Annotated in this window: 16 protein-coding genes and 1 pseudogene; 8 read left to right on the top strand and 9 right to left on the bottom strand. The window is 70.4% G+C overall.

The window, feature by feature from the left end; translation table 11 throughout:
* The first annotated feature begins 52 nt into the window (after positions 1-52).
* The 3 genes from ACFYPH_RS18810 to ACFYPH_RS18800 all read left to right on the top strand — a co-directional run bounded on the left by ACFYPH_RS18810 (position 53) and on the right by ACFYPH_RS18800 (position 2619).
* Positions 53-931, top strand: coding sequence for an alpha/beta fold hydrolase (locus ACFYPH_RS18810; protein WP_387183253.1), 879 nt, complete (start codon positions 53-55; stop codon positions 929-931).
* Position 932: 1 nt separating this feature from the next.
* Complete coding sequence (locus ACFYPH_RS18805; RefSeq protein WP_355138249.1) at positions 933-1874, top strand: 3-carboxyethylcatechol 2,3-dioxygenase; 942 nt, start codon at positions 933-935, stop codon at positions 1872-1874.
* A gap of 70 nt (positions 1875-1944) precedes the next feature.
* On the top strand, positions 1945-2619 hold the full coding sequence (locus ACFYPH_RS18800) for a GntR family transcriptional regulator (protein ID WP_387183251.1): 675 nt from the start codon (positions 1945-1947) through the stop codon (positions 2617-2619).
* Between the two features lie 744 nt (positions 2620-3363).
* Here the strand turns inward: ACFYPH_RS18800 and ACFYPH_RS18795 are convergent.
* A complete protein-coding gene (locus tag ACFYPH_RS18795; protein ID WP_387183248.1) occupies positions 3364-3672 on the bottom strand; it encodes a hypothetical protein in 309 nt (102 codons plus the stop codon).
* Positions 3673-3910: 238 nt separating this feature from the next.
* Complete coding sequence (locus tag ACFYPH_RS18790) at positions 3911-4441, bottom strand: hypothetical protein (protein ID WP_387183245.1); 531 nt, start codon at positions 4439-4441, stop codon at positions 3911-3913.
* A 487-nt stretch (positions 4442-4928) separates the two neighbouring features.
* On the opposite strand from ACFYPH_RS18790, the gene ACFYPH_RS18785 reads away from it, so the two are divergent.
* From ACFYPH_RS18785 to ACFYPH_RS18765, 5 genes and pseudogenes are all read left to right on the top strand, one after another.
* Positions 4929-5564 (top strand): tetratricopeptide repeat protein, encoded by a 636-nt coding sequence (locus ACFYPH_RS18785; protein WP_387183242.1) that lies wholly within the window; start codon positions 4929-4931, stop codon positions 5562-5564.
* A gap of 18 nt (positions 5565-5582) precedes the next feature.
* A pseudogene (locus ACFYPH_RS18780) lies at positions 5583-5900 on the top strand (hypothetical protein); the annotation flags it as partial.
* Positions 5901-5905: 5 nt separating this feature from the next.
* Entirely contained in the window at positions 5906-7045 is a 1140-nt protein-coding gene (locus tag ACFYPH_RS18775; RefSeq protein WP_387183240.1) for a sensor histidine kinase, read from the top strand.
* Complete coding sequence (locus ACFYPH_RS18770; RefSeq protein ID WP_387183238.1) at positions 7042-7704, top strand: response regulator; 663 nt, start codon at positions 7042-7044, stop codon at positions 7702-7704. Before ACFYPH_RS18775 ends, ACFYPH_RS18770 begins: the two co-directional genes overlap by 4 nt.
* 104 nt (positions 7705-7808) lie before the next feature.
* Complete coding sequence (locus ACFYPH_RS18765; RefSeq protein WP_387183773.1) at positions 7809-8447, top strand: DUF2306 domain-containing protein; 639 nt, start codon at positions 7809-7811, stop codon at positions 8445-8447.
* Here the strand turns inward: ACFYPH_RS18765 and ACFYPH_RS18760 are convergent.
* From ACFYPH_RS18760 to ACFYPH_RS18730, 7 genes are read right to left on the bottom strand one after another with little or no spacing between them, the layout of a single operon-like run.
* A complete protein-coding gene (locus tag ACFYPH_RS18760; protein ID WP_387183235.1) occupies positions 8434-9261 on the bottom strand; it encodes an IclR family transcriptional regulator in 828 nt (275 codons plus the stop codon). The two genes, ACFYPH_RS18765 and ACFYPH_RS18760, sit on opposite strands and share 14 nt — an antisense overlap.
* Positions 9258-9638, bottom strand: a complete 381-nt coding sequence (gene pcaC, locus ACFYPH_RS18755) for a 4-carboxymuconolactone decarboxylase (protein WP_355139690.1) — start codon at positions 9636-9638, stop codon at positions 9258-9260. Before pcaC ends, ACFYPH_RS18760 begins: the two co-directional genes overlap by 4 nt.
* Complete coding sequence (gene pcaD, locus ACFYPH_RS18750) at positions 9635-10414, bottom strand: 3-oxoadipate enol-lactonase (RefSeq protein WP_387183232.1); 780 nt, start codon at positions 10412-10414, stop codon at positions 9635-9637. Before pcaD ends, pcaC begins: the two co-directional genes overlap by 4 nt.
* Entirely contained in the window at positions 10411-11751 is a 1341-nt protein-coding gene (gene pcaB / locus ACFYPH_RS18745; protein ID WP_354857520.1) for a 3-carboxy-cis,cis-muconate cycloisomerase, read from the bottom strand. Before pcaB ends, pcaD begins: the two co-directional genes overlap by 4 nt.
* Positions 11726-12298: a protocatechuate 3,4-dioxygenase subunit alpha gene (gene pcaG, locus ACFYPH_RS18740; protein ID WP_355066769.1), complete on the bottom strand. Its 573-nt coding sequence runs from the start codon at positions 12296-12298 to the stop codon at positions 11726-11728. The genes pcaB and pcaG overlap by 26 nt, the downstream gene beginning before the upstream one ends.
* The gene (gene pcaH, locus ACFYPH_RS18735) at positions 12291-13040 is read right to left on the bottom strand and encodes a protocatechuate 3,4-dioxygenase subunit beta (RefSeq protein ID WP_354857525.1); all 750 of its coding nucleotides are present in this window, start codon (positions 13038-13040) and stop codon (positions 12291-12293) included. Before pcaH ends, pcaG begins: the two co-directional genes overlap by 8 nt.
* Positions 13037-13807 carry a CoA-transferase gene (locus tag ACFYPH_RS18730; protein WP_354857527.1) on the bottom strand — a complete coding sequence of 257 codons (771 nt, stop codon included), beginning with the start codon at positions 13805-13807 and terminating at the stop codon, positions 13037-13039. Before ACFYPH_RS18730 ends, pcaH begins: the two co-directional genes overlap by 4 nt.
* Positions 13808-13809: the final 2 nt, after the last annotated feature.

Below are 13809 nucleotides of genomic sequence, written 5' to 3'. Positions count from 1 at the left end.
ATTACATCGGCCAGCTAGCATGCTAGTTGAGACGTCGAGGGGAAGGACGGACATGACCGAGCGTGAGTTCACCAGTGTGTGGTCAGACCTCGCCCAGGTGGAGTTCAGCCAGGGCTTCATCCAGGCGGGGCCCTACCGGACCCGCTACCTGAAGGCAGGGTCGCAGGACAAGCCACTGCTGCTCATGCTGCACGGTGTCACCGGTCACGCCGAGGCCTACGTGCGGAACCTGAAGGCGCACGCCGAGCACTTCAACGTCTACGCCATCGACTTCATCGGGCACGGCTACTCGGCCAAGCCCGACCACCCTCTGGAGATCCCCCACTACATCGACCAGGTCCACCACGTCATGGACACGCTCGGCTACGACAAGGCGTACTTCAGCGGCGAATCGCTGGGCGGTTGGGTGACGGCCCGTTTCGCCCAACTTTATCCCGGCAAGGTGGAGCGGATCGTGCTCAACACCATGGGTGGCACGATGGCCAACCCGCAGGTGATGGAGCGCCTCTACACGCTGTCCATGCAGGCCGCGGAGGACCCGTCCTGGGAGCGGGTCAAGGCGCGCCTGGAGTGGCTGATGGCCGACCCGTCCATGGTCACCGCCGACCTCATCAAGACCCGCCAGATGATCTTTCAGCAGCCGGACTGGCCGCGGGCCTGCCGGATGAACATGGCTCTGCAGGACCTCGAGACACGCAAGAGGAACATGCTCAGCGACGACGACCTGCGTGCGATCAAGGCGGAGGCGCTGGTGATCTGGACGACCAAGGACCCCTCGGGCCCGGTCGACGAGGGCCGGCGCATCGCCGAGCTGATCCCCAACGGCCGCCTGCAGGTCATCGACAACGCCGGCCACTGGCCACAGTACGAGCAGACCGCGGTGTTCAACCGCGTGCACCTGGACTTCCTGCTCGGAAACGAAGCAGTGTGAGATGACCGTTGCACTGATTGCCACCTCTCACAGCCCTCTGCTCGAACACGCCGACCTCGAGGCTGGGGTGGCAGCCGAGCTCGATCAGGCGTTCACGACCGCCCGGCGCTTCGCGGAGGACTTCGACCCGGAGCTTGTGATCAGTTTCGGGCCGGACCACTACAACGGCTTCTTCTACAACCTGATGCCGCCCTTCTGCATCGGCTATGCGGCGAGCAGCGTCGGCGACTACGGCACCCAACCGGGCCCCCTCAACGTGCCAGAGGAGATCGCACGAGGGATCGCCGAGGCCGTCATGTCGGCAGGCATCGACCTCGCGGTCTCCCTTCAAATGGAGCTCGACCACGGCGCGGTCCAGCCCATGGAGATCCTCTTCGGCGACATCGCCGCCCGCCCCGTGGTGCCGATCTTCCTCAACTCCGTCGCACCACCCTTCACCCCGCTCCAGCGAGTCCGGCTTCTCGGCGAAGCAGTCGGCCGCCATGTTGCCCAACTGGAGATGAGGACCCTGCTCATCGCCTCTGGCGGTCTCTCCCACGACCCGCCCGTCGCTCGACTGGCAACTGCCACGCCTGAGCAGCGCCGGGTCCTGCTGGGTCACCATCTGCCCGCGACTCCGAGCTGGCGGAAGGAACGAGAGCAGCGCGTCGTCGAGACCGCCAGGGCCTTCGCAGCAGGCACCGCCGATATCCAGGACCTCGCCCCCGACTGGGACCGCGCCCTCATGGCCACCCTCGCCTCGGGTGACCTGACCAGCCTGGATGCGTGGACGCCAGAGGAGATGGCCAGGATCGCCGGGAACTCCTCACACGAGGTGCGGTCCTGGATCGCGGCCTATGCCGCACTAGGATCCTGTGGCGCTTACAGCGTTCAGTACAGCTACTACCGACCGATCCGTGAGCTGATTGCGGGCTTCGGCCTGACCACTGTGACCCTCGACTGAGCACGACCGACGAGACTCGTCGACATGGTTGGCTTGTGCCCAGCGCCAGCACCTGAGATTGGGAACCGCGATGAGCATAGCCACCGAATCGGGAAGAACAGACGTCCCGTTGGGACGTCTGCTGTTCGACCGCCTGCGAGAACAGCTCGTCGAGGGCACGTACCCACCCGGCTCCCGCGTGCCGATCGATGCGATCAAGGAAGAGTTCGGGGTCAGCAAACAACCCGTCATGGAGGCGCTGCGACGACTCGCCACGATGGGACTCGTGGAGATCGTGCCCCAGAGCGGCTGTGTTGTCCGGCAGTACACCCAGCAGGAGGCGCGCGACTTCTTCGGCGTGTTCGGCTCGTTCGAGGGTGACATCGCAGCAGCAGCGGCCCATCGACACACTCCCGAGGAACTCGTAGAGCTCGACCACGCGCTCGAGCTGCTACATCAAGCGGAACACACCCCCGAGGTCGCCCAACGCAGTCGCGACTACTTCCAGCACAACGCCGTCTTCCACCGGGTCATCCACCGGATGGCCCGTTCGCCGCTCATAGCCGACCTCAGCCAGCGCATGTGGGTACTGTCAGACTTCCTGATGTACGGCTTCGCCGGCGCCGCACCCATCGCTGGCGCCGTCGATGCCCGAAATCACGACCACGACTTGATACGAACCGCAATCCGGGATCGCAACGACACCGTCGCCAGAGCCGCCATGGACCACCACATCCGATCCATCACCCGGCTCTTCGCCGACTGATCGTAGCTACTATCGGAGTTGGTGCTTGTCGCCAACATCGCGTTGCGGGATAGCAAGCAGACGCGAGGGCGTCCCATGATCGGCGTTGGTCGGCGGTCGGAAAGCCAGACCCTCCTCGAGGGCCGCTACCTGGGCGGGCGCCCGCCCGCCCTACGGCTACACCCTCCGCGATCTTGGGCCCCTGGGCGGCCTCGTCAACGAAACCGAGTTCGACGGGGACGACTGATCGCCCACTCCGCACCCGCGCAGCGATCTCCGAAAGCAGAGGGCGCTCCCGTCACTGACGCCTTCGAGCGTAAGCAGGACGCTGCACCGACTCTGACCTGCACAGACGAGAAGCCGCAGCTAGGGGTGGGGCAGCTACGCGCCGTTGAGTGCCGTTCGGTGCAGTTGCAGGCCGTTCAGTGCACCCCTGTTGCTCCCCAACCTGCTCCCCCCGCTCCGGCCCACATGAAGACCTTCAAGATTCTCCGCGACTACCGCCACACCCGCGTCCCACCACGCGCAGCATGATCGGCAACGGGCGGATTGGGGCTCTTCGGTCGCGTAGGTCTGCTACTAGCTGCAAGCCAGTCTCCGTGCTTCGGCCTGGGTGGGGTCGCGCAGGCGGTCGCAAGCGCCTTCGCGATTCCAACCTGCTGGCTGTAGCCGTGGTGAACGGCGACTGTGAGCAGACGGATCGGCTGATCCCGCAAGAACTCGAGCGCACAGCTGGGAAAGGCCAGACAACCGCGTCTGCTCCAATCAGTCCATCGCCCCGTAGGCTTCTCGAAGCCGGTCAGCCACGTCGACTGCACCATCAAAGCCAGCACGGACCTGGCCTACGGTAACCCTGTGCCCGGCGACCCACGAGCTCTCCCGGGCAGCAGCCCTGACCTGGTCGACGGGAACCTCGACAGCCTGTTCGACCTCGTAGGTGACGCTGTCCAGGATGACGAAGACGCAGGCATCAAAGTTCCAGCTGCGAATCGGCGAATAGACGGCAGTACGCCGGCTGCCTGGCTCGATCACTCGACATTTCACCTGCAGCAAGGTGCCGTCTGCTGCACGCACGTCCCAGCTCTTCTCAGACTGCGGCGCGAGATGGCCTCGGTAGGCCTTGGCAACGACGGACTCAGCCAGATCGCCGGCAGGGGCGTTGCGCGACCTGACAACGCCGCGCCGGATCAGCTCGGTGAGAATCCGGGAGTAGAGCGTGAGCAGTTACCGAATGCTCATCTCGTGAAGATCAGGGTTGGCAGCTGCTTGCACGGCGCGACGCTACACCCGTGCCCGTACGCAGGCCATAGGGTCACAGCCCGGCCAGCGCCGTCTCGACCTTCTTTGCCAGCGACGGCTTCACCTTGCCCGACACCCGTACCAGCACCCGCCCCTGGTCCGCCCGGTAGTGGTACTCGGTGCCCAAAATCTGCATGCTCTTGAGCGTGTCCTGGATGAACTTGGACCGCCGGTCCGCATCCTCGGCGGTCGGCCAGGCCTCGATCACAAGCCCGCGGTCGATGTCGTACTTGTCGGCTTCGGTGTCACCCCCGGGGAGGTCGGCGGAGGCACGGGACGTGTAGCCGTTCGGGCGGCCGAGCAGGTCGTTGGGGTCGTTGTCCTCGTCCTGCACCGAGCCCTGGGTAGCGCCGAGCTCCGCGGCGGTCAGCTTTGCCAACACCACCTTCGCATCCATCGGTTGGGCCGGCGCCGACGCCTTCTCGGCCGGGCTAGTGGCCGCGGCGGGGCCAGCGGCCTGGGGGCTGTTGACGGAGTTGTTGCCGCAGCCCGCGAGCATGAGCGTGGCGGCGGTAAGGGTTACGAGGGTGTATCGGAGTCGCATGGGAAGATCATCCAACCCGGGTTCACGCACCGCGCGGCAGGGTCCCGCGTGCGTGACAGTACGCTGGCCTGGCCCTGCCTGGCACCGGCAGGCGGAGTGGAACTGTCTGTTCAACAAGGCAGGTGGCATGAAATCGCGACGCGTAAACCTCACCTCCGGCGGGCTGACGTCGGACCTGCGCCCTCCCCGCGATCCTCTTGGTGATCCGTCCTCTCGCAGGCCGCTGCCAAACAGAGAGAACGCCGTTCGGAACCGCTTGAACGTTGACCTGACGAATCTCGTCGCTGCGATGCGCGCCGGGCGAGAGTCAGCCGCGCGGGAGCTGTTGCGCGAGGCGCGAGCTCTAGTTGCCCGGCTTCCGCGAAACTCGTGCGAAGTTGAACGCCGCAAGATCAACGCGGCCGCCCTTCTGCTTCGCTCCCCCGCCTGGCGCCAGGAAGCTGCTGCTACAAGACACGGCAAGAGGTAGAAGGCCAACTACAAGGCGTTGATCGATGGGCGAGCATGGATCGAGTGCGGCGCTATCCGTCTGACCTCACCGACGCCGAGTGGGAGATCATCGAGCCGATGCTGCCCGCTGACCGTCGCCGCACTCCGCCAAGCCGCCGGTGCCGGATTCGACGCGCACACCTGGCGGCTGGGGCGGGCCCTCGACACGTTCCTGGACCGCCAGGGGCACTGGCAGGGCCGGGTCGAGACCTGCCGGGCGGCCCTGCGCGCCGCCGAGCGTCTCGGCGACCCGGTCGCGCGGGCAGTCGCGCACCCCTTCCTCGCCGGCGCCCACACCGTGATCAACCAGTACGCCGACGCGCTGGGCCACCCCGAGAGGGCCCTCGACCTGTACGTCCGCGCTGGGGACACCGAGGGCGAGGCGCGTACGCACCAGAACCTCGCCTCGCTGTGGGACCGGCAGGGTGAGCCGCGGAAGGCCCTTGAGCACTCGAAGCGGACCCTCGTCCTGGCCCGGGCCGCCGGCCACCGCAGGGCCCAGGCCGACGCGCTCAACGCGGTCGGCTGGTGCCATGCCCAGCTCGGCGAGCACCTCGCGGCGTTGGCGTACTGCCAGCGGGCTCTCGCCCTCCTCCAGCAGCTCGACGACCGCGCCGGCGAGGCCGCCACCTAGGACAGTCTCGGCTTCGCGCACCACCACCTCGGCCAGTACGGCCGGGCCGTGGAGTGCTACCAGCGCACGCTTGAGCTGACCCGCGATCTCGGCGACCGCTGGGGTGAGGCGGACACCCTCAGCCGGCTCGGCGACACCCGGCACGCGCTCGGCGACCCCACCTCCGGCCGGGCCGACTGGCAGCGGCACTGGACATCCTCACGGCCCTCGACCACCCGGACGCCGCGGCCGTCCGCGCCAAACTCCAGCTCCCGTAATCGAACCGTCGACCAACAACGGCGCCCACCCGGTCGTACTTTGGGACGATCTGGAGTCGCACCACCGTTCGTACGATGAAACCCATGCACTCTCGCCTGCACGCGGTGTTGGCCGAGCCGCGTGTCTCCCCCACCCCGGCCCGGGTCTGGCGCGACTGGGCGTTGATCGTGGTCCTCGCTCCGGCGATCGTGGTGGAAGGAATCTTCCGGCCTGATCTGCCGTGGCGGGTGGGCTGCGTCGTCGTCGCACTCGCGCTGCTGCCCACGATCCTGTGGCGGCGGACCAGGCCGCTGCCGATGGTGGTGATCGCGTTCGGCTGCACGACGGTCGCCCCGTACGTGCTGCCCGGTGATCCCTGCCAGCTGTTCACGGCGAGCTTCCTGGTCCTGCTGACCTACGCGCTGTTCCGCTGGGGCTCCGGCCGGGACGCCGTGCTCGGTTCGTTCTTCGTGGTGGCCAAGGTGATCGCCGCCGGCCTGGTCGGCTCGATCGACGGTGGCGAACTGGTCGCCGGTTTCGCGGTGATGTTCGCCGCCGCCACGCTGGGTGCCGCGATCCGCTTCCGCGCCGCCGCCCGACTGCGCGAGTTCGATCAGGTGAAGCTGTTGGAGCGGGAACGGCTCGCCCGGGACCTGCACGACACGGTGGCCCACCACGTGTCGGCGATGGCGATCCGCGCCCAGGCCGGCATCGCCGCGTCGGCGAGCCAGCCGGGTGCCGCAGTCGAGGCGCTGCACACCATCGAGGCCGAGGCGTCCCGGGCGCTTGCCGAGATGCGCGCCATGGTCCGTGTCCTGCGCCGCGACCAGCCCGCCGACCTCGGGCCCAATCCGCAGGTCGCCGACATCGAACGGCTCGCCGGCCAGTTCCGCAGCGGGCCGACCGTCGACGTGGATCTGCGCGGCGACCTCGGCGACCTGCCGCCCACTGTCGGCTCCGCGCTCTACCGGCTGGCCCAGGAGTCGGTCACCAACGCCCGTCGCCACGCGCGCCACGCCACCCGCATCGAGGTCAGCGTCGCGGCCGACGACACGTCAGTGCGGCTGCGGGTCAGCGACGACGGCGAGGCCGGTGCCGCCCGCCCGAGCGGCTCACAGGGTTTCGGCCTGGTGGGCATGATGGAGCGCGCCGACCTGCTCGGCGGCACCTGCGAGGCCGGCCCCAACCCCGACCGTGGGTGGACCGTCACGGCCGTGCTTCCGCGCGAGGGGGTCGGCGCGTGACGATTCGCGTGCTGGTGGCGGACGACCAGGAGATCGTCCGCACCGGCCTCACCATCATCCTGAACACCCAGCCCGGCATCGAGGTCGTCGGTGGGGCCGGCGACGGCCGGCAGGCCGTCGAGCTCGCCCGCCGGCTCCGCCCCGACGTGTGTCTGTTCGACATCCGGATGCCGGGCATGGACGGCATCGAAGCGACCCGGGCGCTCGCCGGGCCGACGGTCCCGGAGCCGCTCGCGGTGGTCGTCATCACGACCTTCGACCTCGACGAGTACGTGTACGCGGCGCTGCGGGCCGGCGCCCGCGGCTTCCTGCTCAAGGAGGCAGGTCCCGACCTGCTCAGCCAGGCCGTGCACGCCGCCGCCAACGGGGATGCGCTGATCGCGCCGAGCGTCACCACGCGGCTGCTGAAGGCGTTCGCCGACGCGGATCCGGCCGCGCCGCGCCAGCAGCCCATCGAGGCGCTCACCGACCGGGAGGAACAGGTCCTGGTCGCCGTCGCGCGGGGACGCACCAACCAGGAGATCGCCGACGAGCTGTACATCACGTTGAGCACCGTCAAGTCGCACGTCACCAGCCTGATGACCAAGCTGGGTGTGCGTAACCGGGTCGAGGTGGCGATGTGGGCGTACGAGACCAACCGCGGCCGGAGGCGCTTTTGACCGGCGGAAGTACGACGACGGCGTCCGACCATGGGCCGACCCGGTCGCGGCCCATCTGCCGATGAGCGGGGGCGGGTGCGGCGTCCACCATCGACGGCGTGACGATGCGCGAGTGGCGGCTACCGGTCGCGTTGATCCTGCTGGGCCTGATACCGATGCTCGCCGGCGCGGGGCGGCTCACCGAGCTGGGCAGCGGACCGGAGGTCACCCCGGCGAACGCGCGCTTCGTCGCCGATCCGCTGCCGGTGGTGCTGCACATCGTCGGCGCGGTGGTGTACACGATCCTCGGCGCGTTCCAGTTCGTACCCCGTCTGCGTCGGCACGGCTGGCACCGCCGGGCCGGCCGGGTGCTCGTCCCCTGTGGGCTGACGGTCGCGTTCACCGGCCTGTGGATGGCTGTCGCGTACGATCTGCCGGCCCATGACAACGACGTGCTCGCCGGTATGCGGCTCGTCTTCGGCTCGGCCATGGCCGGCTCGATCCTGGTCGGTCTCGCCGCCGTGCTCCGCCGGGACATCGCCCGGCACCGCAGGTGGATGGTGCGTGGCTACGCGATCGGCCTCGGTGCCGGCACCCAGGCGTTCACCCACGCGCCGTACCTGCTCGCGACCGGCGAACAGCCCGACGGGAACCTGCGGGCCGGCCTGGTGGTCGCCGGTTGGGTGATCAACCTTGCGGTGGCCGAGTGGTACCTGCGCCGTCCGGCCCGGGTCGTCACCGCGCCGGCCCTCAAGCTGAGCTGAGCCCGCGCGCGTCGGCCGTCGGTGTCCGGCTCAGGCCGCCCCGGATGTCCTCCTCGATCCGCTTCGCGGCGGCCAGCAGCGGCGGGAGCAGCTCTCGACGGATCATCTCGAAGGACCCCCGGCTGGCGTGCGCGGAGACGTTCACCGCGGCGATCACCGACCCGTTCTCGCCGTGGATCGGCGCGGCCACCGAACGCAGCCCCTCCTCCAACTCCTGGTCCACGATGGCGTACCCCTGGGCGGCGATCTTCGTCAGGACGGCGCGCAGCTTGGCCGGGTCGGTGACGGTGCGCCGGGTCAGCGGCCGCAGCTGCGCGGCGGCGAGGTAGTCGTCCAGCCACTCGACCGGTTGCGCGGCGAGCAGCACCCGGCCCATCGAGGTGGCGTACGCGGGGAACCGGGTGCCGACGCTGATCCCCACCGTCATGATCCGCTTGGTGGGCACGCGGGCGACGTAGACCACCTCGTCGCCGTCGAGCACCGACACCGAGCAGGACTCACGCACCTGCGCGACCAGCGCCTCCATGTGCCGTTGCGCGACCTCGGGCAGGCTGAGGCTGGACAGGTACGCGTAGCCGAGTTCGAGGATCCGGGCCCGCAGCGAGAAGAGCCGGCCGTCGGTGTGCACGTAGCCCAGCTCGACCAGGGTGAGCAGGAACCGGCGTGCCGCGGCCCGGGTCAGCCCGGTCCGTCTGGCCACCTCGCTGAGCGTGAGCTGCGGATGTTCGCCGTCGAACGCCCGGATCACCGCGAGGCCGCGCTCCAGCGACTGAACGAACTCCGGCGACCTCGTCGCCTCCTCGCTCACGCTCACCCGGCCTCCTGCCGCAGGGTCTCCCGGGCCACCTTGAACGCCCGGTTCGCCGCCGGTACACCAGCGTAGACGCCGACCTGGAGCAGGACCTCCGCCACCTCCTCGGGGCTGAGCCCGTTGCGCAGCGCGGCCCGGACATGCATCGCCAGCTCCTCGTCGTGGTGCAGGGTGGCGAGCACGGCGAGGGTGACGCAGCTACGGGTCCGCCGGTCGAGGCCCGGCCGGCTCCACACCTCCCCCCAGGCGTAGCGGGTGATGAAGTCCTGGAAGTCGGCGGTGAACTCGTCAGTGCCGGCGATCGCCCGGTCCACGTGCGCGTCACCCAGCACCTGTCGACGTACCGTCATGCCGGCCTCGTGCCGCTCGCGGTCGTTCATCCGTCACCACGTCCCTCGTGGAAGTGTTCCAACAGGAGTCGGCACACCTGCTCGGGTTGCTCGACGTTGGCCAGGTGCGCCGCCGGGTCGACCACCGCCAGCCGGGCCCGTGGAATGCGACCGACGATGTCGCGGGCGTGCTCCACCGGGGTGGCCGGGTCGTCCGCTCCGGCGATGACAAGCGTCGGCGCGGCGACCCGGCCGAGGTCGGGTCGGAGGTCCATCGCGGCTATCGCCTCGCAGCAGGCGGCGTATCCGGCCGGCGACGTCGCGGTGAGCAGGGCGCGGTGGGTGGCGATCACCTCCGGCCGGGCGGCGGCGAAGGCCGGGGTGAACCAGCGGGCCACCACCGCGTCGGCGATCGCCGGCAGACCGGCGGCCCGTACCGTCGCGGCCCGTTCCCGCCACTGCTCGGGTGGGCCGAGCGACGCCGACGTGCAGAGCAGCGCCAGCCGCCGCACCCGGTCGGGCGCGTACGCGGCGAGCCACATGCCCACCATGCCCCCGAGGGACAACCCCGCGTAGTGGACCCACGGCACGTCGAGGTCGTCCAGCGTCCGCAGCAGCTCCCGACCCAACAGGTCCAGCGTGTACGGTCCGGGCGGCACCGCCGAACGGCCGTGGCCCAGGTGGTCGTACCGGATGACCCGGAACCGTTGGGCGAGCGCCGGCACCTGCGGTTCCCACATGGCGGCGGCGGTGCCGAGGGAGCTGCCCAGCAGCAGCACCGGCGCGGCGGCCGGGCCGTCGACGGTGAGGTGCAACCGGGTGGTCATCCGCCCGCTCCCCGGACGGCGGCCAGGGCACTGTCGACGAACCGGCCGGCCGAGCCGAGCCAGCGGTACGGGTCGAGCGCCTCGGCCAGCTCCGTGTCGGACAGGTGGGCGCGGACCTCGGGGTCGGCGAGCAGCGCGGCGCGGAACGAGGGTTCGGCGGCGGCGCGGGTCACCAGGTCGTGGGCGACGCGGCGGCCGACTGCGGGTGCCAGGCGCGCGGCAACCGCCTCGGCGAGCAGGAGGCCGTCGGTCGCGTCGAGGTTCTCCCGCATCCGCTCCGGGCGGACCTGGAGCCCGGTCAGCATCCGGGCGCAGCGGGCGGTGGCGCCACCGGTCACGTGCAGCAGATCGAGCAGCGGCTCCCACTCGGCGTGCCAGCCGCCCGCGGCCCGCTCGTGCTCCTGCACCGCCGTGGCGAACAGGGTGGCGACGAGACCCGGACCGCGTCGCGCCGCGGCCGTGACGAGGATCGAGTCCACCGGGTTGCGCTTGTGCGGCATGGCCGAGGAGCCACCTCGTCCGGTGCCGCCCTCGGCGACCTCACCCACCTCGTTCTGGGCGAGCAACCCGACGTCGAGCGCGATCTTGCCGGCGGCCACCAGGAGCCCACCGAGGGCGGCGGCCAGATCGAGCCAGGGTTGACGGCGGGTGTGCCAGGGCAGCGGGCTCGGCGGGAGGCCCAGGTGCGCCGCGAACCGCTCGGTGACCTCGGCACCGGCCGGGCCGAACGCGGCCAGGGTGCCGACCGCGCCACCGAGTTGCGCGGGCTGTGCGGCGCGGGCCTGACGCAGTCGGTCCCGCGCCTGGACCAGACCGGTCAACCAGCCCGCGGCCTTGAGTCCGAACGTGCTGGGTGCCGCCTGCTGCCCGAGTGTCCGGGCGACCATCACGGTGTCCCGGTGCGCGTCGGCCAGCCGGGCGGCGGCGTCCACTGCCACGTCGAGCTGAGCCAGCAGCGGCCCGAGCGCCCGCACCGCCACCAGGACCAGCGCGGTGTCCAGCACATCCTGGCTGGTCGCTCCGGAATGCACCCAGGCCCGGGCGTGCTCCGGCACGGCCGCGGTCAGCTCGCCCACGAGCGGGACGACCGGGTTGCCGGTGGCGTCGGCGGCCCGGCCGAGCGCCGCCGGGTCGTACCGCTCGGCGCGGCACTGCTCGGCGATCGCCTCGGCCGCCGGTACGGGCACGATGCCGGCGTCCGCTGCGGCCCGGGCGAGCGCGGCCTCCACGTCGAGCATCGCCTGGAGCACTGCCGGGTCGCTGAGTTCCGCGTCGACGTCCGGGGCGCCGGAGAGGCCGCCGAGCAGACCGTCAGAGGGCGAAGAAGACGGTCTCACGGTCGCCCTGAAGGTGGATGTCGAACCGGAACCCGTCCGGGGCGGGACTGGCCAGCAGGGTGTCACGGCGGTCGGCGTCGACGCTGCGCAGCACGGGGTCGGCGGCGTTCGCCGTCGACTCGTCGGGGAAGTAGAGCCGGGTGACGAGGCGGTGCAGCAGCCCACGCCCGAAGACCGACAGGGTCAGGTGGGGTGCTTCGGTGCCGCCGTCCGGCTCGGGCAGCGCACCCGGCTTGACGGTCAGCAGCCGGTACCACCCCAGCCCGTCGGTCTCGCTCCGCCCGAATCCGCGAAAACCCGCGAGCGCGGACGGCCGGGCTCCCCGAGGGTCGTCCGGATGGTCGAACCGGCCCTCCGGGTCGGCCTGCCAGCTCTCCACCATCGCGTCGACCACAGGCGTCCCGGTGCCGTCGACGATCCGACCGCTGATCCAGAACGCGCCCGGCGTGCCCTCGGGTACGACGTACGGGCCGTCGGGCCAGTGCAGACCGATGTGCAGGTACGGCCCGACGGTCTGCGCGGGCATGACGCCCAACTGCTCACTCATCGTCGTCCTCGTCCTCGAAAGGAGTGCTCTCCCGGCCGCGCAGCACGATGTCGAATTCGTACGCCAGCGCCCACTCCGGTGCGGTGCTGGCGTGGTCGTACCGGGCGATCATCCGTTCCCGGGCCTTCGGGTCGCGGACCGAGTTGAAGATCGGGTCCTGGAAGAAGAGCGGGTCGCCCGGGAAGTACATCTGCGTCACCAGCCGCTGGGTGAACGCGCGACCGAAGAGGGAGAAGTGGATGTGCGCCGGCCGCCAGGCGTTGTCGTGGTTACGCCAGGGGTAGGCGCCGGGTTGCACGGTGATGAACCGGTAGCGCCCCTGGTCGTCGGTGAGCGCCCGGCCCACCCCCTCGAAGTGGGGGTCGAGTGGCGCCGGCCAGGTGTCCCGTGCGTCGCGGTACCGACCGGCGGCGTTGGCCTGCCAGATCTCGACAAGCGTGTGGGGTACCGGTCGGCCGTCACCGTCGCGGACCCGCCCGTGCACGATGATCCGCTGTCCCTGCGGCTCGCCGTCGTGCTGGCGGGTCAGGTCGTGGTCGAGCGCACCGAGCCGCCCCTCCCCCAGCAACGGCCCGGTGATCTCGGTCAGCCGCTGCGGCAGGTAGACCAGTGGGTGTCTCGGCGCCCGCGCCACTGTCGACTTGTAGCCGGGGCTGAGCAGGGGTGGGTGGGCGTCGACATCGTCGCGCCGGTACCGCGGTAGCACCAGACCACTGTCGGCCTCGGTGTCCTGAGTGGTCATTGTCGTCTCCCGTCGGACTTCGTCGCCCCCAGCGCCCGCAGCACCGCGAGTTCGCGTGCCGTCGGCGGCGCACCGGTGGCCAGTCCCTCGGCGACGGCGAGGTCCCAGCCGGTGGCCGCCCGCGCCTGCTCCCGGGTCACGCCGGGGTGCAGGTGGGTCAGTGTGAGTTCGCAGGTGACCGGGTCCGGTTCGAGGACGCCGAGGTCGGTGATCACCACTCGGGGGCCTCCGCCCCGCAGACCGAGTCGCTCCCGGTCGCCCGGGCCCGTCCCGTACCCGACCGAGGTGACGAAGTCGACCCGTTCGGTGAACGTCCGGAGGTCCTGCCGGACGATCACCACGACCTCGCCGCAGGAGGCGGCGATCTCCGGGGCGCCACCGGCGCCGGGTAGCCGGACCGTCGGGGCGTCGTAGTCGCCGCCGACGACAGTGGTGTTGATGTTGCCGTAGCGGTCGAGCTGCGCGGCGCCGAGGAAGCCCACGTCGATCCGGCCGGGCTGGAGCCAGTAGTTGAACACCTCGGGCACCGAGACGACCGCGTCAGCGGTGTCGGCGAGGATCCCGTCTCCGATGGAGAGCGGAAGCCGGTCCGGCTTCGCGCCGAGGCACCCGGATTCGTAGATGAGCACCAGGTTCGGGGCGTGGGTCGCCCGGGCGAGGTTCGCCGCAGTGCTGGGCAGCCCGATCCCGACGAAGCAGGCGGTGCCGTCGCGTAGTTGCCGTGCGGCGGCGACGGTCATCATCTCGTCCGCGGTCCAGTCCGCCATCG

It is taken from the genome of Micromonospora sp. NPDC005252, assembly GCF_042872475.1.
Taxonomy (GTDB): Bacteria; Actinomycetota; Actinomycetes; order Mycobacteriales; family Micromonosporaceae; genus Micromonospora.
Note: the sequence above shows the minus strand (reverse complement) of the source record. Positions and strands in the feature narration are given on the sequence as shown.